Genomic DNA, 25,391 nt, shown 5'->3' with positions numbered 1-25,391 from the left:
TGTTATAGGGGGAATCCTAGGGGCCTGAACGGCGTGTCATCGAGTGGATGCCTTTTTGATCTGGAGAATGACACCTCTTTTGAGTGGCCGGCCCCGGCATCCCTTGCCACCCGGAGGGCGGAACGGTCCTGCCGGGGGCAGTTGAACATCCCTCAGCTCTCCGACGACTTGCCACCCGATCGAGTGGAGGAACCGGCTCCGGCCTTGACGCCGCCGGAGGAGCCGCCCGTTCCCTTGCCGCCGCCTGCCGGGGTCTCGAAGGACTCCAGCGCCTCCAGGACGTCCTGGACGCGGGAGATCTCGGTGTTGATGTCCTCGCGGCGGCGCACCAGCAGATCCAGCTCGCGCCGGCCCTCGTCGACGATCCGCTTCGCCTCGGCCTCCGCGTCGGCGTGCAGCTTCTCGGCCTCGCGGACCAGCGTGGCCTTCTTCTGCTCGGCCTCCTTCAGCAGCGACTCGGCCCGCTTCACCGCGGCGATCCGGACCTTGCTCGCCTCCGAATTGGCGTCCGCCAGCAGCTCCTTGGCCTTGGCCGCCGCCTCGTCGCGCTGCTCCGTCGCCGCCTTCATCAGGTTGTCGACGCGCTCGCCCGCCGTCTTCATCTGCTCGGCGGTCTCCCGCCGGGCCCGGTCGTGCAGCTCCTCGATCTCGCCCTCCAGACGGGCCCGCAGCTCCTCGGCCCGCTCGCGGATCGCCGTGGCGTCCCGGCGCGCGCCGACCAGCAGCTCGTCCGCGTCCGTACGGGCCCGCTCCACCAGGGAGTTGCCCTCGACGGTCGCCTCCGACGTGATCCGCACGGCCTCCTTGCGGGCCGCGCCGACCATCGTGTCGGCCTGCTCCTCGGCCTCGGTGGCGACGCGCAGCGCCTCCTCGCGGGCCTTCTCGATGAGCTGGTCGGCCTGCTCGGCCGCGTCGGCCCGGCGCTTCGCCGCGGCCTCCCGCGCCTCGTCGAGCAGCCGGTCCGCCTCCTCGCGGGCCTCGGTGCGCAGCTGCTCGGCCGCCGCCTCCGCCTCGGTACGGACCCGCTCGGCCTCCTCGCGGGTACGGGCCGCGTGCTCCTGGGCCGAGCCGACGGTGGCCGCCGCCTCCGCCCGCATCCGCTCGGCCTCGTCCGCCGCCTCGCCCGACAGCCGGGCCGCCTGCTGGGTGGCCTCCTCGACCAGAGCGGCCGCCTGCTGCGTGGCCTCCTCGACGAGCCGGGTGGCCTCGCCGGTCGCCTCGCCGACCAGCCGGTCGGCCTGGGTCGCGGCGTCGGAACGCATCCGGTTGGCGTCCTCGCGGGCCTCGGCGCGGCTCCGCGAGGCGTCCTGCTCGGCCGAGGCCAGCGCGTCGGACGCCTCCGTACGCATCCGCTGGCTGTACTCGGCGGTGTCCGCCCGCAGCCGCTCCGACTCGGCGACCGCGTCGGCGACGGTCCGCTCGGCCGTGGCCCTCGCGGCGTCGGCCTGCTCCCGCGCCTCCTCGCGGATCCGGGCCGCGTCCTCACCGGCCCGGTCCCGCTCGGCGTGCGCGTCGGAGCGGACCCGGTCCGCCTCCTCCTGCGCCTCGGACTTCGTCCGCTCCGCGGCGTGCTCGGCGGCCGAGCGCAGCCCGGCGATCTCCGCCTCGGCCTGCTCCTGGAGCCCGCTGACCGAATCCCGTACCTGCTGGGCGGTCTGCTCCGCCGTCGAGACCAGCTCGGTCGCCCGTGCGTCCGCCTCCTCGACCAGGCGCTGCGCCTCGGCCTGCGCCTCCTCGACCCGCTTGCGGGCGGAGGCCAGCAGCTCCTCGCTCTGCTCGCGGGCGCGCTCGCGCTCCTGGTTCGCCTCGGCGCGCGCCGCGTCCAGGGTCTCGGTGGCCTCCCGGCGGCGCCGGTTCGCCTCCTCCTGCGCGGCGGCCAGCGCCTCGGCGGCCTCCGTGCCCACCCGTTCCGCCGCGGCCGCGGCCTCGGCGCGCAGCCGGTCCGCCGCCTCCTGGGCCTCGGTCTTGAGCCGCTCGGCCTCCGCCGCGGCCTCCGAACGCAGCCGTACGGCGACGGCCTCGCCCTCCGCCCGCGCCTGCGAGGCGTCCGAAGCCGCCTCGTCGCGCAGCCGCTCGGCCTCCGCCTCGGCCTGCTCGCGCAGCGCACGGGCACGCTCGGCGGCCTCCGTGCGCAGCCGCTCGGTCTCCTCGCCGGTCTCCCGGCGCAGCGCCTCGGCCTCGGTACGGGCGTCGGTGAGCGTCTGCTCGGCGGTGGCGACCTTGGTCTCCGCCTCGGAGCGCAGCCGGGTCAGCTCCTCGGCCGCCTCCGACTGCCGGGCCGCGACCGCCCGCTCGGTCTCCTCGCGCAGCGCGGCCGCCGCCGCCTCGGCCGCGGCGGTGGTCGAGGCGGCCAGCTCCTCGGCCTCCTTGCGCACCTCCTCGGCCTCGGTACGGGCCCGCTCCAGGGCCTCCTCGGCCTGCTTGCGCAGCGCCCCGGCACGCTCGGCCGCCTCGGCGCGGACCCGCTCGCCCTCGGCGCCCGCCGTCGAGCGCAGCTCCTCCGCGTCCGCCTTCGCCTTGGCCAGCAGCTCCTCGGCGGTCTTCGCGCCCTCCTCGATCTGCTGGAGGGCCTCGCGGCGCGCCTCGCCGCGGATCCGCTCGCCCTCGGCGACCGCCTCGGAGCGCAGCTGCTCGGCCTCGCCGCGCAGCCGCCGCGCCTCCTCCTGGAGTTCGACCGTCTTGGCCCGGTACTCCTTGGTGTCGTCCTTGGCCGCGCCCTTGAGCTGGTCGGCCTGCTCGGCGGCCTCGCCGCGCAGCCGGTCCGCCTCGGCCTCGGCCTCGCGGCGGATCCGCTCGGCCTCCTCGCCCGCCGCGCGGGTGGTGGCCCGCGCGTCCTCGGACGCCTTGGTCAGCACCTCCTCGGCGCTCCGGGCGGCCTTGGCGAGCTGGGCCGCGGCATCCTCGGCGGCGGCGGTACGGGCCTTCTCGGCGGCCTCGGACTTCAGCCGGTCCGCCTCGGCGCGGGCGTCGGCGAGCGCCTGCTCGGCCTCCGCCTTCAGGGCCTCGGCCTCCTTGGTGGCCTCGCCGACCAGCCGGGCGATCTCCGACCGGGCGGTACGGGTGCGCTGGTCGTTCTCCGACTCGGCGGCGGCCAGCCGCTTGACGGCGGCCTCCTTCGCCTCGGCGGTGACCTTCTCGGCCGCCAGCCGCGCCTCGCGCAGCCGGGTCTCGGCCTCCTGCATGCGCTGCTCGGCCGCCCGGCCCAGCTCGGCGGTCCGCTGCCGGGTCTGCTCGGTCTCCGCCGTCGTCGACGTACGGAGCCGCTCCGCGTGGCTGGTGGCCTCGCGGGCCTGGGCGGAGGCGGTTTCGAGGAGCCGCTCGGCCTCCTTGCGGGCGCGCAGCAGGATCGTCTCGGCCTCGGCGCGGGCCGCCTGCGCCTCGGAGCCGACCCGCTGCCGGGTCTCCTCCGCGAGCCGGGCCGCCTCGGCGCGGGCCGACGCCAGGGACTGCTCGGCCTCCGCCCGGGACTCCTCCATCAGCCGGCGGGCCTGGGCCTCCGTACGGGCCCGCAGCTGCTCGGCCCAGGCGACGTTCTCGTTGACGTGCGACTCGACGGTCTGACGGCGCTCGGCCAGCTCCTGGTCGAGCTGCTGGCGCCGCTGCACGGCCTCGTTGTGCAGCTCGGCCTGGAGCCGTGCCTGGTGCTCGGCGTGCTCCTGGAGGATCCGCTGCGTCTGCGCCCGGGCCTCGCGCAGCTCCCGCTCCGCGTCGGTCCGCAGCTGGTCCGCCTGGACCTGCGCGTTGCGGAGCATCTGCTCGGCCTGGTAGCCGAGGTCCGCGCCGTCGTACGCGGGACGGCTCGCGAGATTGCGCCGAGCCTCGTGCAGCTTGGCGCGCAAGACCTCGACCTGGTAACCGAGGTCCTCGGCGTGCTGGACGGCCTTCTCCCGGTCGGTCTTCAGCCGGTCCATCTCGGCCTCGAACCGCGAGAGATGGTCGTCTTCAGCTCGGTGGCTCTCCTGGCGTTCGTAGCCCCGCACTGCGCGGTCCCATCCTTCCCCGAGCTCTCAACTTCTTCCCGAGCTCTCACCTTCGTTCGAGCAGGGGATGACCCATTGAGCAGGGAAGACCCCAACCCTGGTCGCAATGAGCACCGCTCGCCGGCGAGCGGTCCCCCGGGGAATGGTGACAGACAAACGACGAGGACGCGGCGCGGCCCCGATCCGGCCCCGGCCCGGAACCGCCCACTCTACCGGGCCAGGTATCCGGAGGTCAGTGCTCCGCTGCGGACGTGACCAGTTCGGTGAGGACCCCGTGGCAGTCCTTGGGGTGCAGGAAGGTGATCCTGGAGCCCATCGAGCCGGTCCTGGGCTCGTCGTACAGGACCCGGACGCCCTTGCCCCGGATCGCCTCGGCGTCCCCGTCGACGTCCGCGGTCCCGAAGGCGATGTGGTGGACGCCCTCGCCGTTCTTCGCCAGCCACTTGCCCACGGCCGAGTCCTCCCTGGTCGGCTCCAGGAGCTGGAGGTAGGAGGCGCCCCCGTCGGACGTATCGTTGATCTTGAGCATGGCCTCCCGTACGCCCTGCTCCTCGTTGACCTCCGAATGGAAGACCTCGAAGCCGTACGTCGAACGGTAGAACTCGACGGTCCGGTCCAGGTCGAAACAGGCGATTCCGATGTGATCGATGCGCGTCAGCATGGAACCAGTGCAGCGCCGCGGAGACGGTTACGCAACGTGCGCGCCGTCACACCCGCTGCCGGATGACGGGCGCGGGGCCGCTCAGTACATTCGGGTAAACCCTCGTTCACTTCTCACCCAAGGGGCGCTCCTCATGTCTGGAACGACCGACACCACCTCCGTGATCGTCGCGGGCGCGCGGACGCCCATGGGCCGCCTCCTCGGCTCGCTGAAGAGCTTCTCCGGCGCCGACCTCGGCGGCATCGCCATCAAGGCGGCGCTGGACCGGGCCGGCATCGGCGGCGACCAGGTCGAGTACGTGATCATGGGCCAGGTGCTCCAGGCGGGCGCGGGCCAGATCCCGGCCCGCCAGGCCGCGGTCAAGGCGGGCATCCCGATGAACGTCCCCGCCCTCACCGTGAACAAGGTCTGCCTCTCCGGGCTCGACGCCATCGCCCTGGCCGACCAGCTCATCCGCGCGGGCGAGTTCGACGTGGTCGTCGCGGGCGGCCAGGAGTCCATGACCAACGCCCCGCACCTGCTCCCGAAGTCCCGCGAGGGCCACAAGTACGGCGCGATCGAGATGCTCGACTCCATGGCGTACGACGGCCTGACCGACGCCTACGAGAACATCCCGATGGGCGAGTCCACCGAGAAGCACAACGCCCGCCTCGGGCTGACCCGCGCCGACCAGGACGAGATCGGCGCCCTCTCGCACCAGCGCGCCGCCGCCGCCCAAAAGAACGGCGTCTTCGAGGCCGAGATCACCCCGGTCGAGATCCCGCAGCGCAAGGGCGACCCGGTCCTCTTCGCCCAGGACGAGGGCATCCGCCCGGAGACCACCGTGGAGTCCCTGGGCAGGCTTCGCCCGGCCTTCGCCAAGGACGGCACGATCACCGCGGGCACCTCCTCGCAGATCTCCGACGGCGCCGCCGCGGTCGTCGTCATGAGCAAGGCCAAGGCCGAGGAGCTGGGCCTGGACTGGATCGCCGAGATCGGCGCCCACGGCAATGTGGCCGGTCCGGACAACTCGCTCCAGTCGCAGCCGTCCAACGCGATCCGGCACGCCCTGAAGAAGGAGGGCCTGGGCGTCGAGGACCTGGACCTGATCGAGATCAACGAGGCGTTCGCCGCGGTCGCCGTCCAGTCCATGAAGGACCTCGGCGTGACCCCGGAGAAGGTCAACGTCAACGGCGGCGCCATCGCGCTCGGCCACCCGATCGGCATGTCCGGCGCCCGGGTCGTCCTGCACCTGGCGCTGGAGCTGAAGCGGCGCGGCGGCGGGGTCGGCGCGGCGGCGCTGTGCGGCGGCGGCGGTCAGGGCGACGCGCTGATCGTCCGCGTACCGGGCAAGTAGTACGTGGCACGCAACGAGCGAACGGAGCGGTGATGGTGGACGTCCCCACCCTGGTGGAGCAGGCGCGCGCGGGCCGGCCGCGGGCCGTGGCCCGGCTGATCTCCCTGGTGGAGGGGGCGTCCCCACAGCTGCGCGAGGTGATGGCGGCGCTGGCGCCGCTGACCGGCAACGCCTACGTGGTCGGGCTGACCGGCTCGCCGGGGGTCGGCAAGTCGACCTCCACGTCGGCGCTGGTCTCTGCGTACCGGCGGGCCGGGAAGCGGGTCGGCGTCCTCGCCGTCGACCCCTCCTCGCCGTTCTCCGGCGGGGCGCTGCTGGGCGACCGGGTCCGGATGTCGGAGCACGCCTCCGACCCGGGCGTCTACATCCGCTCGATGGCCACCCGCGGCCATCTCGGCGGGCTCGCCTGGTCGGCGCCGCAGGCGATCCGGGTGCTGGACGCGGCCGGGTGCGAGGTGATCCTGGTGGAGACGGTCGGGGTCGGCCAGTCCGAGGTGGAGATCGCCTCCCAGGCCGACACCTCCGTCGTCCTGCTGGCGCCCGGCATGGGCGACGGCATCCAGGCGGCGAAGGCCGGAATCCTGGAGATCGGCGACGTGTACGTGGTCAACAAGGCCGACCGGGACGGCGCGGACGCCACCGCCCGCGAGCTCAACCACATGCTGGGCCTCGGCGAGGCGCGCGGCCCCGGCGACTGGCGGCCGCCCATCGTCAAGACGGTCGCCGCCCGGGGCGAGGGCATCGACGAGGTCGTCGAGGCGCTGGAGAAGCACCGGGCCTGGATGGAGGAGCACGGCGTGCTCGCCGAACGGCGCCGGGCCCGCGCCGCCCGCGAGGTCGAGACCATCGCCGTCACCCGGCTCCGCGAACGCATCGGCGACCTGCACGGCGACCGCCATCTCGGCGCGCTCGCCGAACGCGTCGTGGCCGGCGGCCTCGACCCGTACACGGCCGCCGACGAGCTGGTGGCGGGGCTCACCGACGGGCCCTGACCCGGGGCGGTGTCCGGCGGTCCACGGCGGTACACGCGTCTGACGTGTCCGTGGCAGGATGACCGCCGGACCGGACCGGCACCCGCGCGGCGCCGCCGGTCCCCGCGCACGACGGGGGGAGAGGCGCATGCTGGGGCCGTTGCGGGAGGACTCGCCGAGACGGATCGGGCCGTACACGGTACGGGCCAGACTCGGCGCGGGCGGCATGGGCGAGGTCTTCCTCGGCGTCCGGGACGGCGGCGGCGAACCGGCCGCGGTCAAGACCGTCCGCCGCGACGTGGCCAAGGACCCCGGCTTCCGCGACCGCTTCCGCCGCGAGATCACCGTCGCCCGCTCCGTCACCGGCCCCCACCTCGCCCCGCTGCTCGACGGCGACGCCGACGCCGAGGTGCCCTGGCTCGCCACCGGCTACGTCGCCGGGCCGACCCTCTCCGCCGCCGTCCGCCGGGCCGGGGCGATGGACGAGGCCGCGGTACGGATGCTCGGCGCCGCCCTGGCCCGCGCCCTGGCCGCCGTCCACGCGGCCGGGATCGTCCACCGCGACGTGAAGCCCGGCAACGTGATGCTCGCCGCGGACGGGCCGCGCCTCATCGACTTCGGGATCGCCCGCGACGCCGGGGCCGCCCCGCTCACCACCACCAGCCGCATGGTCGGCAGCCCGTCCTTCATGTCCCCGGAGCACGTGGCGGGCAGCGGGCGCGTGGTGCCCGCGTCGGACGTGTTCTGCCTCGCCTCGGTGCTCTGCTTCGCCGTCACCGGACGCGACCCCTTCGGGGACGGGCCGGTGGCCGCCGTGCTCTACCGGGTCAAGTACGTCGAGGCCGACCTCGACGGGGTGCCGGACGGGCTCCGCGCCGTGCTGGAGCGCTGCCTGACCGCCGACCCGGCCGCCCGCCCGGACGCCGCCGCGCTCGCCGGGCTGCTCGACCCCGGCGCGGCCGGGGCATGGCCGGCCGAGGTGGCGGGCCACATCGCCGAGCACGGGCGCGAACTGGCCCGGGTCGCCGCGCTGCCCGGCCCCCTGCTCCCCGGCTACACCCCGACCGAGGCGACCCCCGACAGCCGCCCCTCGTTCCACCAGCTCCCCACCGGGGCCGCCGCCCCGGCCCCGTACCCGCCCGGCGTCCCCGACGTGCACGGCGCCCCGACCCGGGGCCCCGGGCCCGCCGCCGGAAGTACCGACGGCGCCACCCGCCCCCCGGAGCCGCGCCGCGCCCGCCGACGCCTCGCCCTGGCGCTGGCCGCGCTGCTGGTGGCGGGCGCGGCCGGCGGGGGGTACCTGGTCTGGCGGGGCGGCCGGGGCGCCACCGACGCGGCGGGCCCCGGCAAGGCCCCGGCCGGGCACGGCCGGATCGTCGCGGGCGTCGGCGTCACGGGCGGCCCCGATGCCTCGGGCACCGTCCCGTACGGCCGCGACGTCCGCCCCGACGGCTGGACCAAGCCATGGCGGGGGAAGCTCACCGGCGCGCCGATCGGCTGCTCCGCCGGGCGCTCCGTGCTGGTCTGCCGGAAGGCGGACGGCACGTACGAGGCCCTGTCGGCGGCGGACGGGCACCGGATGTGGACGCTGGACACGGGGGAGACCTCGAAGGTGGCGGGCTACGGGCCGACCGGGCAGTTCTTCATGCCCGCCCACGCCACCCTCCCCACCGTGCACGACGACACCGTCCTGCTCGCCGCGGGCGAACGGCTCCAGGCGCTGGACGCCCGGACCGGCAAGGTCCGCTGGGAGGTCCGCGGCGGCGGGGCGCACAACCTGGCCAGCGCCCCGATGGTCGTCGACGGACTGGTCCTGGCCGCCACCACCTGGTCGGCCGAGGGCGCCGAGCTCGCCGCGTACGACCTGCGCACCGGCGAGCGGAAGTGGCACGAGTCGCTGGCCCCGCAGGTGATCGCCAAGGGCGGGCAGGGCAACCTCTGGCCGGTCGCCACCGACGGCACGGTGGTCTACGCGATCAGCACGGCGGGGCCGAAGGCGTTCCGCGCCGAGGACGGCACGGAGCTGGGCACGGCGGGCGGCGACGGCACGTCCTGCGACGAGCTGCGGCTGCGCGGCCGGTCCGCCTACTGCTCCGTCGCGCGCCCCGCCTCGGACGGCTCCGGCTTCGGCACCGACACCGGGCTGGTGCGGCTGGACGCGGCCACGCTGAAGGACGAGGGCCGGGTGCCGCTGGCCTCCGAACTCACCCTGGAGACCACCGTCACCGCGATCGACGACCGGGTGGCGGTCCTGCGCCGGGGCAACCCGTACGTGCCGACAGCGCCCGACGAGATCGTCGTCGTCGGCCGCGACGACGGCCGGGTCCTGCACCGCTTCCCGCTCGCCCTGAAGGCGGGCGGGGGCCGGAGCAACGCGGTCTCCGCCCCGCTGATCGCGGCCGACACGGTCGTCTGGGCGGACAGCACGACGCTGTACACCGTCCCGGTCCGCTCCGACGGCACCCTCGGCGACCTGGTCCGCACCCGCCTCCCGGGCGCCCCCGGACCGGTCCCGGCCCCCACGTACGACGCCGTCGACGGCATCCAGCTGGACAAGGAACTGAACGACCCGCAGGTGCTGCCCCTCGGCGGCGTCGTCCAGATCGTTTACGACGACGGCACGACGCTCTCCGTGCCGCTGCCCGAGTGAAGGCGTGAGAGGACCCACGAGTGATCGAGCCGCTTCCGGCCGGCAGAGCCCGGCTGATCGGCCCCTACCAACTCCTCGGGCTGCTGGGCGCCGGAGGCATGGGCGAGGTGTACCTGGCCCGCCCGGCCGGTGCGCCGGACCCGTACGAGGGCCTGGTCGCGCTGAAGACCGTCCGGGCCGACCTCGATCTCGACGACGGCTTCCGGGTCCGGTTCCGGCGGGAGATCACGGCGGCGGGCGCGGTGCGCTCCCCGCACACCGCGGCGCTGGTCGGCGGTGACGCGAACGGGCGGCTGCCCTGGCTGGCGACCGAGTACGTCCCCGGCCCCTCCCTCGCGGAGGCGGTGGTCCGGGGCGGTCCGCTGCCCGAATCGGTGGTCCGCGCGATGGGCGCGGGGCTGGCCCGCGCCCTGGCCGACATGCACGCGGTCCGGGTCCTCCACCGCGACCTCAAACCGGGCAACGTCCTGCTCGGCGCCGCCGGGCCGAAGGTGATCGACTTCGGGATCGCTCAGGCCTTCGACGCCACCCAGCTGACCCGGACCGGCGTGGTCGTGGGCAGCCCCGGCTACATCTCGCCGGAGCACGTCAACGGCTCCCGGGCGCTCGTCCCCGCCTCGGACGTCTTCTGCCTGGGCGCGGTGCTGGCCTTCGCGGCGACCGGGCGGGGGCCGTTCGACGACCCCGACATGGCCGCCGTGATCTTCCGGATCGCCCAGGGCGAGGCCGAACTCTCCGGGGTGCCGCCCCGGCTGCGCGCGGTGATCGAGGAGTGCCTGCGCGGCGACCCCGCGGCCCGGCCCGCCCCCGGGGAACTGGCCGATCTGCTGCTGCCGGGGGACGTGCCGGACGGGCGGTTCCCCTGGCCGGAGGCGGTACGCGACCAACTCGACGCCCACGCGGCGGGGGCGCGCGACGCGGCCCGGACGGCGGGCCCGGCCGCCGCCGTACCACCGGCACCGGCCGGGGCCCCGGGCTTCGGCCCCGCCCTCGCGGCGACCCCGGTGCCGGACCCGGTGACGGTACGGGACGAGCCGGGGCGGCGGCGGGGAGCGCGGATCGCGTGGGCGGCCGCGGCCGTGGTGGTGTGCGGGGCGCTGGGCGCGGTGCTGCTGCCGGGGCTCTTCGCCGATGAGGGCGGGGACGGCGGGGACGCGGCGGCCGGGCCGAGCGCCTCCGCCTCGCGGCCGGTACGGACGGCGTCCGGGCCCGTCGTCGTCCCCGGCGCCGGCGCCGGGCACACCGGGGACTTCGGCGCGGCCGGTGCGGACATCGCCGGGAAACCGGCGGGCTGGCGGGCCTGGAAGACCCGGATCGGGGACGGCCCGGTGGCCTGCGTACAGGCGGGGGCCACGCTGGTCTGCGGCGGCCCGCAGCGGGTGACCGCGCTCGACGCGGCGACCGGCGAGCGGCGCTGGCGGACCGCCCCGGCCGGCGGCCCGGCCCTGGTGGGCGGTGTCGTCGGCACCACCGTCCACGCCTTCGAGGGCGGCGCCCTGGTGGCGCGCGGCCTCGCCGACGGCGCCGAGAAGTGGCGCGAGCCGCTGCCCTCCGGCACCCGGGCCACGGCCGCCGTCCTGTCGGACGGGGTGCTGTACTACGCGGTCCGGTCCACCGGCACCGGCGCCTCCCGGCTCCTCGCCCACCGCCTCACCGGCAGCCACCGGGCCGTCTGGGACAAGCCGTGGAACGACCGGTCCAGCACGGCGGAGCTCGCCCTCGCCGACGGCCGGCTCGTCGCGGCCGGCGCCGGGATCACCGTCCTGAAGAGCGCCGACGGCACCCCACTGGCCACGGTCGCCCCGGGCGCCGTCACCTGCCGCACCCCCGTCCTGACGGGCAAGGACCTGCTCTGCTCCGGCCCGGACGGGCTGACCGTCGTCGATGTCACCGCCCCGGACAGCCGCCGGTCCTACGCCCCCGGCGTGGACATCGCCTACCGGCCTGCCGTCTCCCGGGACGGCACGGTCGTGATCGGCGACACGAAGCAGGTGCGCGCCCTCCGGCTCTCCGACGGCGGCCCGGTCTGGTCGACGGAGGACCTGGGCGAGGGGCTGGAGATCGCGGGCGCCCCGGCGCTGGCCGGCGACCGGGTCGTCGTCCTCGGCGGGCAGGGGGCCGAGGCCCTCGACCTGGCGGCGCCCGCCACCGGGAACGCGGAGAGCACCGGCTCCAAGCTCTACACGGGCTGGCCCGCACCACCGGGCGACCGGGTCGACCCGGCCACGGTCTCGTTGATCGTCCAGGGCGATGTGCTGTACCTGGGCTTCGCCGACGGCACGGTCCTCTCCGGCAACGCGCCCTGAGACGGCCCCGGGGCGGCTCCCGGCCCACCGCCCGGCCCGGACCCGCCCCGGTCCGTACTCAGTCGTCGTCGTGGCCGTCGTGGTCGTCGTGGTCGTCGTGGTCGTCGTCCACCCGGTCGGCCGTCACCTTGCCGGTGGCCGCGTCGACCGTCAGCTCGTGCTCCCTGCCGTCCTTGGCGTCGACCTCGACCTCCCAGTGCTGCGCCCGGCCGTCCCGGTCGTGCTCCAGGTCCACCGAGGTCACCGTCCCCGGGCGGGCCTTCAGCGCGGCGTCGACGGCCGCGTCCAGGGAGACCCGGGCCGGGCCGGACGCCCGCCCGCCGTGGTCGTCGCCGTGGTCGTCGTCCTCGTCCTTGTCGGCGTGCCGGTCGAGCACCTTGCCGTTGCCCGCGTCCACCGTCACGTCGTGCCGGACCTTGTCGGAGCCGTACACGTCGACCTCCCAGACGAGCCCGCCGTCCTCGTCGTCCAGCTCCGCCTCGGTGGCCGTGCCCGGGACCGCCTTCAGGGCCGCCGCCACCGCCTCCTTCACGTCCACCTCGGCGGCCCGGTCGCTCGCCAGACTGCTTCCGACCTCGCGGTCGTGGTCGCTGTCGTCGGCGAAGGCGACCGCGGTGGCGGCCCCGCCGCCCGCCAGCACGGCGGCCGTGACGGCGGCGATGACGATCTTGCGCTTCATGGGTTTCCTCCCGAACGGGTGCGCCGGTTTGCGACGGGAACCACTCTGCCGGGGCGATGCTGAACACAGCCTGAAGCCACCTGAAGCCGTCTTCAGCTCCGGTTTGCGAACCTGTGGGGCATGCGCCTGTTGATCGTGGAGGACGAGAAGCGGCTCGCGACGGCCCTGGCCGCGGGGCTCACCGCCGAGGGCTTCGCCGTGGACGTGGTCCACGACGGCCTCGAAGGACTGCACCGGGCCGGCGGGGGCGGCTACGACCTGCTGGTCCTCGACATCATGCTGCCCGGGATGAACGGCTACCGGGTCTGCGCCGCCCTGCGCGCCGCCGGGGACGACACCCCGATCCTCATGCTGACCGCGAAGGACGGGGAGTACGACGAGGCCGAGGGGCTGGACACCGGCGCCGACGACTACCTGACCAAGCCCTTCTCGTACGTCGTGCTGCTGGCCAGGATCAGGGCGCTGCTGCGGCGCCGGGGGAGCGGCTCCGGCTCCCCGGTGCTCACCGCCGGCGCCCTGCGGATGGACACCGCCGCCCGCCGGGTCCACCTGGACGGCGCCGAGATCTCCCTCACCGCCAAGGAGTTCGCCGTGCTGGAACAGCTCGCGCTGCGCCCCGGCGAGGTGGTGAGCAAGGCCGACATCCTGGAACACGTCTGGGACTTCGCCTACGACGGCGACCCGAACATCGTCGAGGTCTACGTGAGCACCCTGCGCCGCAAGCTCGGCGCGGCGACCATCCGCACGGTGCGCGGCGCCGGATACCGGCTGGAGGCGCGGTGAGCTCGGTACGGGCCAGGGCCGCGCTCGGCGCCACCGCCGTGGTGGCGCTGGCCCTGGTCGGCGCCGGGATCGCCGTGCTGCTCGTGCTGCGCGCCAACCTCACCGGCCAGGCCGGGCTCCAGGCCGAGGTGGTGGCCCGGGAGGTGGCCGGACAGCTGGCCCTCGGCGTGCCGTACGACGGCCTGGAGACCCGCGACGAGGAGGACCACCCGGTCCAGGTCACCGACGAGGAGGGCCGGGTGGTCGCCGTGTCCAAGGACCTCCAGGCGATCAGCGGCACCGGCACGGACCGGGTCGTCCCGGTCCGCCCGTCCGTCACCGGTTCCTCCGGTTCCTCCGGTTCCTCCGGTTCCTCCGACGACGGCGACGACGGCGACGGTGACGACGACTCCGCCGCCCCCGGCCGGGGCGAGACCGACCCCGACGACGCGGACTTCTCCAACGGCACCGCCACCGTCGACGGCGAGCGCGCCGACTACCGCTTCGCCTCTGTCCGGGCCACCACCCCCGCAGGCGAGACCCTGACCGTCCACGCGGGCGCCCCGCTCGCCGCCGAGCAGCAGGCCGTGGGCACCGTGCGCGACTCGATGCTGACCGGGCTGCCGGTCCTGCTGCTGGTCGTCGCCGGGGTGACCTGGCTGGTGACCCGGCGGGCGCTGCGCCCGGTCGAGGGCATCCGGCGCGAGATGGCCGCGATCACCGCCTCCGAGGACCTGGGCAGGCGGGTGCCCGAGCCGGACGCGCGCGACGAGATCGCCCGGCTGGCCCGCACCACCAACGAGACCCTGGCGGCCCTGGAGTCCTCGGTGGAGCGGCAGCGGCGGTTCGTCGCCGACGCCTCGCACGAACTGCGCAGCCCGATCGCCTCGCTGCGCACCCAGCTGGAGGTGGCCGCCGCCCATCCGGAGCTGCTGGACCTGCCGGGCGCGGTCGCCGACACCGTACGGCTCCAGACGCTCGCCGCCGACCTGCTGCTGCTGGCCCGGCTGGACGCGGGGGAGCGGCCCGGCGGTACGCGGGTGGACCTGGGGCGGCTGGTGCGCGAGGAGGTGGCCCGGCGGACCGGGGACCGGATCGCGGTGACGGTGTCGGTTCCCGAGGGGGAGCGGTTCGAAGTGACCGGTTCGCGCGGGCAGTTGGCGCGGGCGCTCGGCAATCTGCTGGACAACGCGGAGCGTCACGCACGCGGCGCGGTGGAGGTCGGGGTGCGGGCGGCGGGCCGGGGCGGGGTGGTCGTCTCCGTCGACGACGACGGGGCGGGGGTCCCGCCCGGCCAGCGGGAGCGGATCTTCGAGCGGTTCGTACGGCTCGACGACGCCCGCAGCCGGGACGACGGCGGTGCCGGGCTGGGCCTGGCCATCGCCCGGGACGTCGCCGTCCGGCACGGCGGCACCCTGACGGTCGGCGAGGCGCGGGAGGGCGGCGCCCGTTTCGAGCTCCGGCTGCCCGGAGCCGACTGAGACCGCCGCCCGCCCGCCGGGCGTCAGATCCGGCCGCGCCGTCCCCTCAGGTGCTCGGCGACCGGGCCCAGCGCCGCCTGGAGGTTCTCCAGCGCCTCGGGGGTCAGCAGGTCCATGAAGTGCTTGCGCACCGAGGCCACGTGGTGCGGCGCCACCCGGCGCATGGTCTCGGCGCCCTCCTCGGTGAGGACCGCGTACAGTCCGCGCCGGTCGGACTCGCAGTTCTCCCGGCGGACCAGCCCGGCGTTCTCCATGCGGGTGATCTGGTGCGAGAGCCTGCTCTTGGACTGGAGCGTCGCGGCGGCGAGGTCGCTCATCCGCAGCCGCTGGTCGTCCGACTCCGAGAGGTTGACCAGGATCTCGTAGTCGTTGTTGGTCAGGCCGAACGGCTGGAGGTCCTTCTCCAGTTGGTGCATCAGCAGTCTGCTGACGTCCAGATGGGTGCGCCAGGCGCACTGCTCCGCGTCGTTCAGCCAGCGAGTGGCCGTCTCGGTCTCCATGTATGGATTCTACCTAAGAAGTTGAAAGCTGGACGAAGTGGGAGTGTGACGGTCGGCACCGCCCGGGAACGGATCCGGACGCGGGGCTCGGACGCGCGGCGTCACACTCCGCAGAGTACCGTTCACAGTCGGAAACGACGCTGGAGGTCCCCGAGCTGACCGGGCATCCGGGGGGTGGCGCCAGGTTGACCCCCGTGCCCCGGCACCCCCGCCTGATCCGGCACCGCGCCCGTCGGCTGCTCGGCGATCAGATGCTCCGTCGACTGGAGCAGCACCGTGCCCGCACCGACGAACTCGAACTGGTGCTCCTCGCCCGAGGTGCCCCCGATCCCCGTCAGCTGGCGCAGGCCGCCCAGCACCCCGGTCAGGTACCCGTGGTCGTAGTGGTGGCACGGCGAGGGGCAGTCCGCCCAGCCCACCAGGGCCTGCGGGTCCACCCGCAGCGGCGGCTCCATGAAGACCACCGGACCGTTCGAGGCGGCCACGAACTTCCCCGTGCCGATCAGGGTCAGGAAGCCCGGCACGATCGACTGCTTCAGCGCCAGCGACGGCTCGAAGGCGAGCAGGTTGCCGGACCGGATGGTCAGGTTCCCCTCGTCCAGGTCGTAGGAGTTCACGTCGAAGGCGCGGTCGGCCAGCAGCATCTTGCCGCTGCCCTCGGCCACCACCCAGTCGCTCGCGTGCAGCGGCGAGTGGAAGCTCGTGCGCAGCAGCCGCTCGAAGCGGCCGTGGCCGACGCCGTCGAACCCGATCCGCCCGTAGTAGGCGATCATCTTGCCCTTCTGCAGGAACCACTGGCTCCCCTTGAGCTCCACGCAGAAGGTGTACGCGTTGACGTTGTCGTCGGACGGCAGGGTCATCGGGTCGAGGACCACGGGCGTGCTCACAGCTTCTCCTCCGAGGCCTGGACGTACACCGTGCCGCTCCCGCTCAGCTCCAGCTGGAACGCCTCGCCGGAGCCGCGCCCCACCATCTCGCGCCAGCCGAGCGCGGTCGACAGCTTGTTCCGAACCTCGCCGTGGTGCGCGACGTACGCCTGCGGGTCCACATGGACCTCGCGGCCGGGCGTGATCGGCAGCTCGATCATCCCGCCGTGCGCCATCACCGCGACGGCGCCGTGCCCGGAGAGGGTGGTGGTGAACAGGCCCTGGCCGGTCACCTGGCCGCGCACCATGCCCATCACGCCGCCCTGCGAGCCCATGAACATCGTCCCCTGCTGGAGCGTCCCGTCGAAGGCGAGCAGCCGGTCCGCCTCCACGTACAGGGTGTCGCCGGACAGGTTGATCACCTGGATGTGGTGGCCGCCGTGGCCGAACATCACCGTGCCGCTGCCCTCGACCGTCATCAGCGGGGTCGCCTCGCCCGCCACCCGCCGGCCGATCATCGACATCACGCCGCCCTGGCCGCCCTGGATGCTGGGGGTGAACGACACCTCGCCCCGGTACGCCAGCATCGCGCCCCGCTGGCTGAAGAGCCGCTGGCCGGGCACCACCGTCGCCTCGACCATCTTCGGGTTGATCTCGCGGAACGGCATCAGACGTCGCCCCCGATCGTGTTCCGCTCGCTGGGCTGGACGTAGACGACGCCCTCGCCCTCGAACCGCATCTGGAACGCCTCCCCGGACCCCTCGCCGATCAGCGTCCGGAAGTTCACCCCGGCCTGGAGGTGCTGCTGGAGCCGGCCCTGGTGGGCGATGTACGCGCCGGGGTCGACGAAGAGCGGGTACTGCGCGGAGACCCGCAGCGCCACCGCGGCGCCGTCCGACATGATCGCCACCTGCCCGGTGCCCTCGACGGTGGTGGTGAACAGGCCGTTGCCGCTCGCCCCGCCGCGCAGGCCGGTGAAGGAGGTGCCGGTGCGCAGCCCGGCGTCGGTGCAGAGCAGATTGCTGGCCTCGACGAACAGCTTGTCGCCGTGGAGGGAGACCAGGTTGATCTCGCTCGCCCGGTCCGCGAAATAGCAGGTGCCCTGGCCGGTCACCTGCATCACGGTCATCTGCTCGCCGGTCAGTCTGCGCGTCACCATGCCGCGCAGACCGTCGCCGCCACCGGTCATCTTCTTGAACGTCATCCGTCCGTCGTAGGCGACCATCGAGCCGTTCTTCGCCTTGACGGAGTCGCCGGCCAGGTCGACGGCGAGCGTTCTGCTGCCTTGGAGTCGGAACATTGCCACGGGCCGACGTTAACGGCAGGCCCCCGGCCGGAACAGGGCCCGTCCCCGTGACATCCGCCCCGGACCGCCCCTGATACGCACCCGGTACGGGATCCGTACGCGATCGGGACGTACGGTCCGACGGCACGTGAGCCGGTACACACCGCCCCGGGGGCGGCCGGCCGTCGTACCGATGCCACAATGGGGCGAGCTTGTGCCCTGATTCACAAGCCTGCTTTCGCCAGCCGTCACCGTTCTCCCACCGAAGGTGCCCCCGTGGACGTCAAGACCGCTACCGCCCTGCACCGGCTGCGCCTCATCTCGGTTCCCGAGGCGCTCTCCTTCCCGGCCCTGATCCTCTTCGGCTCGGTCCTCAGCCGGATCTCGGACATCGACTTCCTGATGATGCCGCTCGGCATGCTGCACGGTGTGCTCTTCGTGATCTACGCCGTCCTGCTGATCGACGTCTGGTCGAAGACCAAGTGGCCGCTGAAGCGCATCGCCTTCTTCTTCCTGCTCGCGGTCCTGCCGTTCGGCGGGCTCTACGGCGACAAGGTGCTCAAGCGGTACGAGGCCGACGGCGTCATCGCCGCCCGCGCCCGCCGCGAGGGTGTGGTCGGCGCATGATCGTCGCCTTCTCGGTCAGCCCGCTGGGCGTGGGCGAGGACGTCGGCGAGTACGTCGCCGACGCCGTCCGGGTCGTCCGGGAGTCCGGCCTGCCCAACCGCACGGACGCGATGTTCACCTCGATCGAGGGGGAGTGGGACGAGGTCATGGACGTCGTCAAGCGCGCCGTCGCCGCCGTCGAGGCCCGCGCCGGACGCGTCTCCCTGGTACTGAAGGCCGATATCCGCCCCGGTGTCACCGACGGTCTGACCTCGAAGGTCGAAACGGTCGAGCGCCACCTCGCGCACTGACGTCCGCGCACCGGTATCGCGCACCGGTATTCCGCACCCGACCCCCCTGACGAGCCCCCTTCTGCGGGGCTCGTCCGCTTTCGCGGCTTTCTCGTTCCGGTGCGGCCCGGGTGATCCCGCGTTATTCGGACCGAAGTTCGAGACGAAGCTGACCAGCATATGACCAGTGGGTAAGGTCGATGCCGTGCCGAAGCCGCTCAGCCTCCCCTTCGACCCCATCGCCCGCGCCGACGAGATCTGGCGGCAGCGCTGGGGCCCCGTCCCCTCGATGGGGGCGATCACCTCGATCATGCGCGCCCAGCAGATCCTGCTCGCCGAGGTCGACGCGGTCGTCAAGCCGTACGGGCTGACCTTCGCCCGGTACGAGGCGCTGGTGCTGCTCGCCTTCTCCAAGGCCGGTGAGCTGCCGATGTCCAAGATCGGCGAGCGGTTGATGGTGCACCCCACCTCCGTCACCAACACCGTGGACCGGCTGGTCCGCTCCGGCCTGGTCGACAAGCGCCCCAACCCCAACGACGGCCGCGGCACCCTCGCCTCCATCACCGACAAGGGCCGCGAGGTCGTCGAGGCGGCGACCGAGGATCTGGTCGCCATGGAGTTCGGGCTCGGGGTGTACGACGCCGAGGAGTGCGCGGAGATCTTCGCGCTGCTGCGTCCGCTGCGGGTGGCGGCGCACGATTTCGAGGAGTCGTAGCCCCGGGGGAAGGGCGGGCGTAGCCGGGGAAACACGGGGCGTAGAACGGCGCTTCGAGAGACCGGCCCGCCGCAAGATCGCCCCGGGTGTCCGGTTAGGCTCGATGCCATGAAACGCAGTGTGCTGACCCGGTACCGGGTGATGGCCTACGTCACCGCCGTCATGTTGCTGGTGCTCTGCACCTGCATGGTTTTCAAGTACGGCTTCGACACCGGTGAGAGCCTGACGCTCGTCGTCTCCCAGATCCACGGTGTCCTCTACATCATCTACCTGATCTTCGCCTTCGACCTCGGCTCCAAGGCGAAGTGGCCGATGGGCAAGCTGCTCTGGGTGCTGATCTCCGGCACGATCCCGACGGCCGCGTTCTTCGTCGAGCGCAAGGTCGTCCGCGAGGTCGAGCCGCTGATCGCCGACGCCGCCCCGGCGACCGCCAAGGCCTGACCGGCCCGGAGCTCCGGACCCCCCGAAACCGCCCCGCGCGAAGCGCCGGGCGGTTTCCCATCGACATTTAGTAGGACGTCCTAGTAAATTCGATCGTATGGACGCTGACGCGATCGAGGAAGGCCGCCTCCGCTGGCAGGCCCGTTACGACAAGGCCCGCAAGCGTGACGCGGACTTCACCACGCTCTCCGGCGATCCGGTCGAGCCCGTCTACGGCCCCCGCCCCGGGGACGCGTACGAGGGCTTCGAGCGGATCGGCTGGCCCGGTGAGTACCCCTTCACGCGAGGGCTCCACCCCACCGGCTACCGGGGCCGTACCTGGACCATCCGCCAGTTCGCCGGCTTCGGCAACGCCGAGCAGACCAACGAGCGGTACAAGATGATCCTCGCCGCGGGCGGCGGCGGCCTCAGCGTCGCCTTCGACATGCCGACGCTGATGGGGCGCGACTCCGACGACCCCCGCTCACTCGGCGAGGTCGGCCACTGCGGCGTGGCCATAGACTCCGCCGCCGACATGGAGGTCCTCTTCAAGGACATCCCGCTCGGCGACGTCACCACGTCGATGACGATCAGCGGACCGGCCGTCCCGACGTTCTGCATGTACCTGGTCGCGGCCGAGCGCCAGGGCGTCGACCCGGCGGTGCTCAACGGCACGCTCCAGACCGACATCTTCAAGGAGTACATCGCGCAGAAGGAGTGGCTCTTCCAGCCCGAGCCGCATCTGCGCCTCATCGGCGACCTGATGGAGCACTGCGCCCGGGGCATCCCCGCGTACAAGCCGCTCTCGGTCTCCGGCTACCACATCCGCGAGGCCGGGGCGACGGCCGCGCAGGAGCTCGCCTACACCCTCGCCGACGGCTTCGGCTACGTGGAGCTCGGCCTCTCCCGCGGGCTCGACGTCGACACCTTCGCGCCCGGCCTCTCCTTCTTCTTCGACGCGCACCTCGACTTCTTCGAGGAGATCGCCAAGTTCCGCGCCGCCCGCCGGATCTGGGCCCGCTGGATGAAGGAGGTCTACGGCGCGAAGACCGACAAGGCGCAGTGGCTCCGCTTCCACACCCAGACCGCCGGGGTCTCGCTCACCGCCCAGCAGCCGTACAACAACGTCGTGCGCACGGCCGTGGAAGCCCTCTCCGCCGTCCTCGGCGGCACCAACTCGCTCCACACCAACGCCCTCGACGAGACCCTCGCCCTCCCCTCCGAGCAGGCCGCCGAGATCGCGCTGCGCACCCAGCAGGTGCTGATGGAGGAGACCGGCGTCGCCAACGTGGCCGACCCGCTGGGCGGCTCCTGGTACGTCGAGCAGCTCACCGACCGCATCGAGGCCGACGCCGAGAAGATCTTCGACCAGATCAAGGAGCGCGGCACCCGGGCCCACCCGGACGGGCAGCACCCCATCGGCCCGATCACCTCCGGCATCCTGCGCGGCATCGAGGACGGCTGGTTCACCGGCGAGATCGCCGAGTCCGCCTTCCGCTACCAGCAGGCGCTGGAGAAGGGCGACAAGCGCGTCGTGGGCGTCAACGTCCACCACGGCTCGGTCACCGGCGACCTGGAGATCCTGCGGGTCAGCCACGAGGTCGAGCGCGAGCAGGTCCGGGTCCTCGCCGCCCGCAAGGAGGCCCGCGACGACGCCCGGGTGAAGGCCGCGCTGGACGCGATGCTGGCCGCCGCCCGGGACGGCTCCAACATGATCGCCCCCATGCTCGACGCGGTCCGCGCCGAGGCCACCCTCGGGGAGATCTGCGGTGTGCTGCGCGACGAGTGGGGCACCTACACGGAGCCGCCCGGCTTCTGATCCGTACCGGGCCCGGCGGCCCGGGATGCCCGGCCGGGTCAGCCGGCCGGGCACCTCTCGTACACCGTCACCCGTCGGCCGCGGACCTGCGCGTCGGCCACGGCCCGGAAGTGCTTCCGCAGCACGGAGCTCTTCGTCCGGTCCCGCTCGGTGGCAGGCGGGCGCGCCGCCCGGGGCGCGTCCGTGACGAGCAGTACGCGGCACCGGGCCAGCAGCGCCGCACGGATCCGGTCCGGCTTCTTCTCCACGCCCCCGAGCGTCCCGGACTCCTCCGGGCTCCGCTCCAGGGCGATGTCCCGCAGACCGGAGAAGGCGTCCGGGGAGACCGCCCTGGTGTCCCGGCGGAACGAGGGCACGAAGACCACCGCGTCCCCGGCCCTCTTCAGCCGGCGCACCTCCGCGGACACCGCCAGGACGTCGTCCACCCGGCTCGACGGGGACCGCTTGGCCAGGGACTGGGGGAGCAGGGCCGCCATCGCCACCGCGAGCGTCAGGGGAAGGACCGCCCCCGCCGCCGCCGGGTACCGGCTCCGCACCGCCCGGGCCGCCGCCGCGACCGCGGTGCCGATCAGCAGGGCCAGCCCCAGCAGGCTGAAGAGGACGTACCGGTCCAGGAACAGCGGCCGGACCAGCGAGACCGCGACGAGACCGAGCTGCGGGACCGCCAGCAGCGGCAGCGCGACGGCCGCGACCGACAGCCGGCCCTCCCGGGGCCGGTCCAGCAGCGCGCAGCTCCCGCCGATCGCCAGCAGGACCGCCGGAGCGATGAGCATGTGCCAGGTCAGCGGCGGGATCCAGGAGACCTGCGAGGACTGGGTCCGGCTGAAGAGGATCAGCGGCAGCACACAGGCCGTCGCGCACCCGGCCGCGACGGCCCAGCGCCCGAGCACCGGGCGGGGGGCCCGGCTCCGGACCAGGGTCGCCAGATGCGCCGGGAGGATCAGGAGCGAGAGCCAGTTCAGGAGCCCGCACAGCGCGACGACGGCGCCGTAGGCCACCCAGCGCGGCGTTCGCCCGTCGCCCTGGAGCAGCGTCACGAGCAGCAGGGTGGAGAGCGCGGCCCCGGCCGCGACCAGCGCGTACGGCCGGCCCTCCTGGAGGTGGAACTGCACGGCCGGGAGCAGCCCGAGGGCCATCCCTCCGGCCGGGCCCGCCCACGGACCGGCCAGTCGGCGGCCGATGACCGCCACGCAGCCCGCCGCCACCGCCATGGCGAGGACCGAGGGCAGCCGGAGCGTGGTGGTGCCGGGGCCGAACCACTCGAACAGCGCGTGCATCAGCAGGTAGTAGCAGCCGTGCACGATGTCGATGTTCCCGAGCATGTGCCAGATCTCGGCCGTGGAGCGCTGGGCGACCTGCCAGGTCGCGGCCTCGTCCCGCCACACGCTGTCCTGCCGCGAGAGCCCCCACAGCCCGAGGGCGACGGTCCACAGCACCGGTACCGCCCAGACGGGTCCCCGGCGGAGCGGTCCGCCCGCCGGGAGCCGGGCGGACGGCGTTGTGGTTCCCGTGGAAGTGGAAGTGGCACGGGAGGACGGGCGCGGGGTACGGGGCGTGGGTATCAAGAGGGGCTTCCGTGGCGGCGGGCGGACAGGGGTCGCCCCCACCGGACACGAGGCGCGGGGACGGGGTGCGGCTCTCATGGGGGCGGACGTGATCGGGGCCCTCGCGGTTGCCCCGGACGGCCGCCCGCCTCCCGCGGGAACGGCGTCGGTCTACCGGGCCGCCGCCGCCCCCAGCCCCGCCAGCAGCAGCACGGTGAAACGCCGGGCCCAGTCCTCGTCGACGGGCTCGGCGCTCACCAGCGTCCGGTGCACCACCGCGCCCGCGATCACGTCGAAGATCAGGTCGGCGGTGGTCGCGGCGGTCTCCGCGTCCTTCTCGACGGGCAACTCCCCGCGCCGCTGGGCCCGTTGCCGACCCTGGAGCACCAGCCGCTTCTGCCGTTCGACGATCGAGCCTCGGATCCGGTGGCGCAGTGCCTCGTCGCGGGTCGACTCCGCGACCACCGCCATCAGCGCCGTCCGGGTCTCCGGCCGGTCCAGCAGCGCGGCGAACTGGAGGACCACCGCCTGCACATCGGCCGACAGGCTGCCCAGGTCCGGCAGCTCCAGCTGGTCGAAGAGGACCGCGACGGCGTCCACGACCAGCTCGTTCTTGCCCGCCCACCGCCGGTACAGGGTCGTCTTGGCGACCCCGGCCCGCGCCGCCACATCGCCCATCGTCAGCTTCGACCAGCCGAGATCGACCAGGGAGGCCCGGGTCGCCTCCAGGATCGCCTCGTCGGCGGCGGCACTGCGAGGGCGTCCCGTTCGAGGGGGTTCGGGGCGGGCGGGGCTCGGCATGCCGCGACCATACCGGTGAGTAAGTACGACGGACCGGCCCCGGGAGGCGTGAGACAGATCACCGGTCGCACCTGTGCGCGAAGGGGGCGGGACAGTTACGCTACGGGTCGTAGCGTAAGGACGACGGTCGTGCCGTCGTGAACGCCGCGACCGAACGACAGCCACAGGCTCCGGGTGGGGACCCGGTGCCGCACAGGGCCTTTCAGGGGCCCAGGGCCGTGTCTGTCCGCGCGTCCCGCACACCGGCGGGGCGGCCGGACGGGCCCGGTTCCGGTATCGCTTTCCGGATCGGCGCACCGAGGGGGGAGGATGTACGCATGCAGCCTAGGAACATGTCCATGAGCGGCGTCGTCGACCTCGCCGCGGTGAAGGCGGCCGGCGAGGCCAAGGTGAAGGCGGAGCAGGCCCGTGCCGAGGCCGCCCGGCAGGGTGGCGGCGGTGCCGTACCGCCCTCCGCCCTGGTGATCGATGTCGACGAGGCGGGCTTCGAGCGCGATGTCCTCCAGCGCTCCGCCGAGGTGCCGGTCGTCATCGACTTCTGGGCCGAGTGGTGCGAGCCGTGCAAGCAGCTGGGCCCGCTCCTGGAGCGGCTGGCCCGTGAGTACAACGGCCGCTTCGTGCTGGCCAAGGTCGATGTCGACGCCAACCAGATGCTGATGCAGCAGTTCGGCATCCAGGGCATTCCGGCGGTCTTCGCCGTCGTCGCCGGACAGGCCCTCCCGCTCTTTCAGGGCGTGGCCCCCGAGGCCCAGATCCGGCAGACCCTGGACCAGCTGATCCAGGTCGGCGAGGAGCGCTTCGGTCTCACCGGCATCGCGGTCGACCAGGACGCCGCCGGGGCCCCGGAGCCCGCCGAGGTGCCGGCCGGCCCGTACGACGCCCTGCTGGCCTCGGCCGTACAGGCGCTGGACGCGGACGACTTCGCCGGTGCCGTCCAGGCGTACAAGAACGTTCTGTCCGACGATCCGGCCAACGAGGAGGCCAAGCTCGGCCTGGCCCAGGCCGAACTCCTCTCCCGGGTCAAGGAGATGGACGCGCAGCGGGTCCGCGAGTCCGCCGCCGCGAATCCGGCCGATGTGCAGGCCCAACTCGCCGCGGCCGACCTGGATCTGGTCGGCGGTCATGTCGAGGACGCCTTCGGCCGGCTCGTCGAGACGGTGCGGCGCACCTTCGGGGACGACCGGAACACGGCGCGGGTGCGGCTGCTGGAACTGTTCGAGGTGATCGGCCCGGACGACCCGCGAGTGATGGCCGCGCGGACGGCGCTGGCACGCGTCTTGTTCTGATGTGACAAGCGGCCGCGGTTCCCGCCCGGGAATCGCGGCCGTTTTCGCGGACGGACGACAAGAGATGCCGCCGCTTTACCAAATCTTGATAAAGCGGCGGCCTGTTACTCGTAGTAAATCGTGCGCGGACGTCTGTCCGCATCCACCCGCCCTTGCCCCCTTTTGGCGTCCGATTCGGAGCCACCCTGTGTGGCCGGGCGGTATCAGGCGGTCGAGCGAGGGTTATCGGGCCGTTACTAGCGAGTAACGAACCCCCTTGTGTCACGGGCGTGAATGGACCACGATCGGCCACGCTCGGTCCAATGACGCCGGCCCGACCACCAGTCGGCGCGGGCGGTTCCGTTGGTCCCCACCGGGTGGGCCGGTGGCATTGGCGCCGGCTCCGGACAGGGGGGTTCCTGTCGTCCGGCAGGGCCTGTCCGAAACAGGCCGC

The 25,391-nt window shown here is 73.7% G+C and carries 21 protein-coding genes; 12 read left to right on the top strand and 9 right to left on the bottom strand.

The annotated features are described in order from the left end of the window. Positions 1-152: 152 nt before the first annotated feature. Entirely contained in the window at positions 153-3,980 is a 3,828-nt protein-coding gene (scy, locus tag ACWC97_RS05285) for a polarized growth protein Scy (RefSeq protein ID WP_450647575.1), read from the bottom strand. Positions 3,981-4,212: 232 nt separating this feature from the next. Then, complete coding sequence (gene mce / locus ACWC97_RS05280; protein ID WP_352277228.1) at positions 4,213-4,641, bottom strand: methylmalonyl-CoA epimerase; 429 nt, start codon at positions 4,639-4,641, stop codon at positions 4,213-4,215. A 133-nt stretch (positions 4,642-4,774) separates the two neighbouring features. Here mce and ACWC97_RS05275 point away from each other — a divergent pair, with 133 nt between their 5' ends. The 4 genes from ACWC97_RS05275 (at position 4,775) to ACWC97_RS05260 (ending at position 11,904) form a co-directional block, all read left to right on the top strand. After that, complete coding sequence (locus tag ACWC97_RS05275) at positions 4,775-5,977, top strand: acetyl-CoA C-acetyltransferase (protein WP_352277229.1); 1,203 nt, start codon at positions 4,775-4,777, stop codon at positions 5,975-5,977. Positions 5,978-6,009: 32 nt separating this feature from the next. After that, the gene (gene meaB, locus ACWC97_RS05270) at positions 6,010-6,969 is read left to right on the top strand and encodes a methylmalonyl Co-A mutase-associated GTPase MeaB (protein WP_352277231.1); all 960 of its coding nucleotides are present in this window, start codon (positions 6,010-6,012) and stop codon (positions 6,967-6,969) included. 127 nt (positions 6,970-7,096) lie between these two features. Further along, on the top strand, positions 7,097-9,598 hold the full coding sequence (locus ACWC97_RS05265) for a protein kinase domain-containing protein (RefSeq protein ID WP_450647572.1): 2,502 nt from the start codon (positions 7,097-7,099) through the stop codon (positions 9,596-9,598). A 20-nt stretch (positions 9,599-9,618) separates the two neighbouring features. Then, complete coding sequence (locus ACWC97_RS05260) at positions 9,619-11,904, top strand: serine/threonine-protein kinase (RefSeq protein ID WP_352277234.1); 2,286 nt, start codon at positions 9,619-9,621, stop codon at positions 11,902-11,904. A 58-nt stretch (positions 11,905-11,962) separates the two neighbouring features. Here ACWC97_RS05260 and ACWC97_RS05255 read toward each other — a convergent pair whose 3' ends face one another. Then, positions 11,963-12,583: a PepSY domain-containing protein gene (locus ACWC97_RS05255; protein ID WP_450647570.1), complete on the bottom strand. Its 621-nt coding sequence runs from the start codon at positions 12,581-12,583 to the stop codon at positions 11,963-11,965. Between the two features lie 120 nt (positions 12,584-12,703). Here ACWC97_RS05255 and ACWC97_RS05250 point away from each other — a divergent pair, with 120 nt between their 5' ends. Together ACWC97_RS05250 and ACWC97_RS05245 are read left to right on the top strand one after the other, a co-directional pair. Continuing rightward, positions 12,704-13,366, top strand: a complete 663-nt coding sequence (locus ACWC97_RS05250) for a response regulator transcription factor (protein ID WP_352277236.1) — start codon at positions 12,704-12,706, stop codon at positions 13,364-13,366. Beyond that, positions 13,363-14,826: an ATP-binding protein gene (locus ACWC97_RS05245; protein ID WP_450647567.1), complete on the top strand. Its 1,464-nt coding sequence runs from the start codon at positions 13,363-13,365 to the stop codon at positions 14,824-14,826. The genes ACWC97_RS05250 and ACWC97_RS05245 overlap by 4 nt, the downstream gene beginning before the upstream one ends. Before the next feature lie 23 nt (positions 14,827-14,849). Here ACWC97_RS05245 and ACWC97_RS05240 read toward each other — a convergent pair whose 3' ends face one another. The 4 genes from ACWC97_RS05240 to ACWC97_RS05225 all read right to left on the bottom strand — a co-directional run bounded on the left by ACWC97_RS05240 (position 14,850) and on the right by ACWC97_RS05225 (position 17,492). After that, positions 14,850-15,326 carry a MarR family winged helix-turn-helix transcriptional regulator gene (locus ACWC97_RS05240; protein WP_352277240.1) on the bottom strand — a complete coding sequence of 159 codons (477 nt, stop codon included), beginning with the start codon at positions 15,324-15,326 and terminating at the stop codon, positions 14,850-14,852. A 122-nt stretch (positions 15,327-15,448) separates the two neighbouring features. Next, positions 15,449-16,213 carry an AIM24 family protein gene (locus ACWC97_RS05235; RefSeq protein ID WP_450647566.1) on the bottom strand — a complete coding sequence of 255 codons (765 nt, stop codon included), beginning with the start codon at positions 16,211-16,213 and terminating at the stop codon, positions 15,449-15,451. Then, the gene (locus ACWC97_RS05230) at positions 16,210-16,860 is read right to left on the bottom strand and encodes an AIM24 family protein (protein WP_352277243.1); all 651 of its coding nucleotides are present in this window, start codon (positions 16,858-16,860) and stop codon (positions 16,210-16,212) included. Before ACWC97_RS05230 ends, ACWC97_RS05235 begins: the two co-directional genes overlap by 4 nt. Beyond that, the gene (locus ACWC97_RS05225; protein WP_352277348.1) at positions 16,860-17,492 is read right to left on the bottom strand and encodes an AIM24 family protein; all 633 of its coding nucleotides are present in this window, start codon (positions 17,490-17,492) and stop codon (positions 16,860-16,862) included. The genes ACWC97_RS05230 and ACWC97_RS05225 overlap by 1 nt, the downstream gene beginning before the upstream one ends. 261 nt (positions 17,493-17,753) lie before the next feature. On the opposite strand from ACWC97_RS05225, the gene ACWC97_RS05220 reads away from it, so the two are divergent. The 5 genes from ACWC97_RS05220 to ACWC97_RS05200 all read left to right on the top strand — a co-directional run bounded on the left by ACWC97_RS05220 (position 17,754) and on the right by ACWC97_RS05200 (position 21,327). Continuing rightward, on the top strand, positions 17,754-18,104 hold the full coding sequence (locus ACWC97_RS05220; protein ID WP_352277244.1) for a DUF3817 domain-containing protein: 351 nt from the start codon (positions 17,754-17,756) through the stop codon (positions 18,102-18,104). After that, positions 18,101-18,394 (top strand): MTH1187 family thiamine-binding protein, encoded by a 294-nt coding sequence (locus ACWC97_RS05215; protein ID WP_352277245.1) that lies wholly within the window; start codon positions 18,101-18,103, stop codon positions 18,392-18,394. Before ACWC97_RS05220 ends, ACWC97_RS05215 begins: the two co-directional genes overlap by 4 nt. A gap of 184 nt (positions 18,395-18,578) precedes the next feature. Then, a complete protein-coding gene (locus ACWC97_RS05210; protein ID WP_352277349.1) occupies positions 18,579-19,088 on the top strand; it encodes a MarR family winged helix-turn-helix transcriptional regulator in 510 nt (169 codons plus the stop codon). 108 nt (positions 19,089-19,196) lie between these two features. After that, entirely contained in the window at positions 19,197-19,529 is a 333-nt protein-coding gene (locus ACWC97_RS05205) for a DUF3817 domain-containing protein (RefSeq protein WP_352277246.1), read from the top strand. A gap of 97 nt (positions 19,530-19,626) precedes the next feature. Beyond that, positions 19,627-21,327, top strand: a complete 1,701-nt coding sequence (locus tag ACWC97_RS05200) for an acyl-CoA mutase large subunit family protein (RefSeq protein WP_352277247.1) — start codon at positions 19,627-19,629, stop codon at positions 21,325-21,327. Between the two features lie 38 nt (positions 21,328-21,365). Here ACWC97_RS05200 and ACWC97_RS05195 read toward each other — a convergent pair whose 3' ends face one another. Further along, entirely contained in the window at positions 21,366-22,763 is a 1,398-nt protein-coding gene (locus tag ACWC97_RS05195; protein ID WP_352277248.1) for a glycosyltransferase family 39 protein, read from the bottom strand. Between the two features lie 279 nt (positions 22,764-23,042). Next, complete coding sequence (locus ACWC97_RS05190) at positions 23,043-23,672, bottom strand: TetR/AcrR family transcriptional regulator (RefSeq protein ID WP_352277249.1); 630 nt, start codon at positions 23,670-23,672, stop codon at positions 23,043-23,045. A 317-nt stretch (positions 23,673-23,989) separates the two neighbouring features. On the opposite strand from ACWC97_RS05190, the gene ACWC97_RS05185 reads away from it, so the two are divergent. Further along, a complete protein-coding gene (locus ACWC97_RS05185; RefSeq protein WP_352277250.1) occupies positions 23,990-24,958 on the top strand; it encodes a tetratricopeptide repeat protein in 969 nt (322 codons plus the stop codon). Positions 24,959-25,391: the final 433 nt, after the last annotated feature.

The sequence above is a fragment of the Streptomyces sp. NPDC001108 genome, from assembly GCF_053598535.1.
Note: the sequence above shows the minus strand (reverse complement) of the source record. Positions and strands in the feature narration are given on the sequence as shown.

Excerpts from the sequence above, each read along its gene's own strand:
- ACWC97_RS05185 (WP_352277250.1), top strand. The coding sequence starts at position 23,990 with ATGCAGCCTAGGAACATGTCCATGAGCGGCGTCGTCGACCTCGCCGCG.
- ACWC97_RS05200 (WP_352277247.1), top strand. The coding sequence starts at position 19,627 with ATGGACGCTGACGCGATCGAGGAAGGCCGCCTCCGCTGGCAGGCCCGT.
- ACWC97_RS05190 (WP_352277249.1), bottom strand. The coding sequence starts at position 23,672 with ATGCCGAGCCCCGCCCGCCCCGAACCCCCTCGAACGGGACGCCCTCGC.
- ACWC97_RS05250 (WP_352277236.1), top strand. The coding sequence starts at position 12,704 with ATGCGCCTGTTGATCGTGGAGGACGAGAAGCGGCTCGCGACGGCCCTG.
- mce (WP_352277228.1), bottom strand. The coding sequence starts at position 4,641 with ATGCTGACGCGCATCGATCACATCGGAATCGCCTGTTTCGACCTGGAC.
- meaB (WP_352277231.1), top strand. The coding sequence starts at position 6,010 with ATGGTGGACGTCCCCACCCTGGTGGAGCAGGCGCGCGCGGGCCGGCCG.
- ACWC97_RS05215 (WP_352277245.1), top strand. The coding sequence starts at position 18,101 with ATGATCGTCGCCTTCTCGGTCAGCCCGCTGGGCGTGGGCGAGGACGTC.
- ACWC97_RS05240 (WP_352277240.1), bottom strand. The coding sequence starts at position 15,326 with ATGGAGACCGAGACGGCCACTCGCTGGCTGAACGACGCGGAGCAGTGC.
- ACWC97_RS05275 (WP_352277229.1), top strand. The coding sequence starts at position 4,775 with ATGTCTGGAACGACCGACACCACCTCCGTGATCGTCGCGGGCGCGCGG.
- ACWC97_RS05205 (WP_352277246.1), top strand. The coding sequence starts at position 19,197 with ATGAAACGCAGTGTGCTGACCCGGTACCGGGTGATGGCCTACGTCACC.
- ACWC97_RS05255 (WP_450647570.1), bottom strand. The coding sequence starts at position 12,583 with ATGAAGCGCAAGATCGTCATCGCCGCCGTCACGGCCGCCGTGCTGGCG.
- ACWC97_RS05225 (WP_352277348.1), bottom strand. The coding sequence starts at position 17,492 with ATGTTCCGACTCCAAGGCAGCAGAACGCTCGCCGTCGACCTGGCCGGC.
- ACWC97_RS05265 (WP_450647572.1), top strand. The coding sequence starts at position 7,097 with ATGCTGGGGCCGTTGCGGGAGGACTCGCCGAGACGGATCGGGCCGTAC.
- ACWC97_RS05230 (WP_352277243.1), bottom strand. The coding sequence starts at position 16,860 with ATGCCGTTCCGCGAGATCAACCCGAAGATGGTCGAGGCGACGGTGGTG.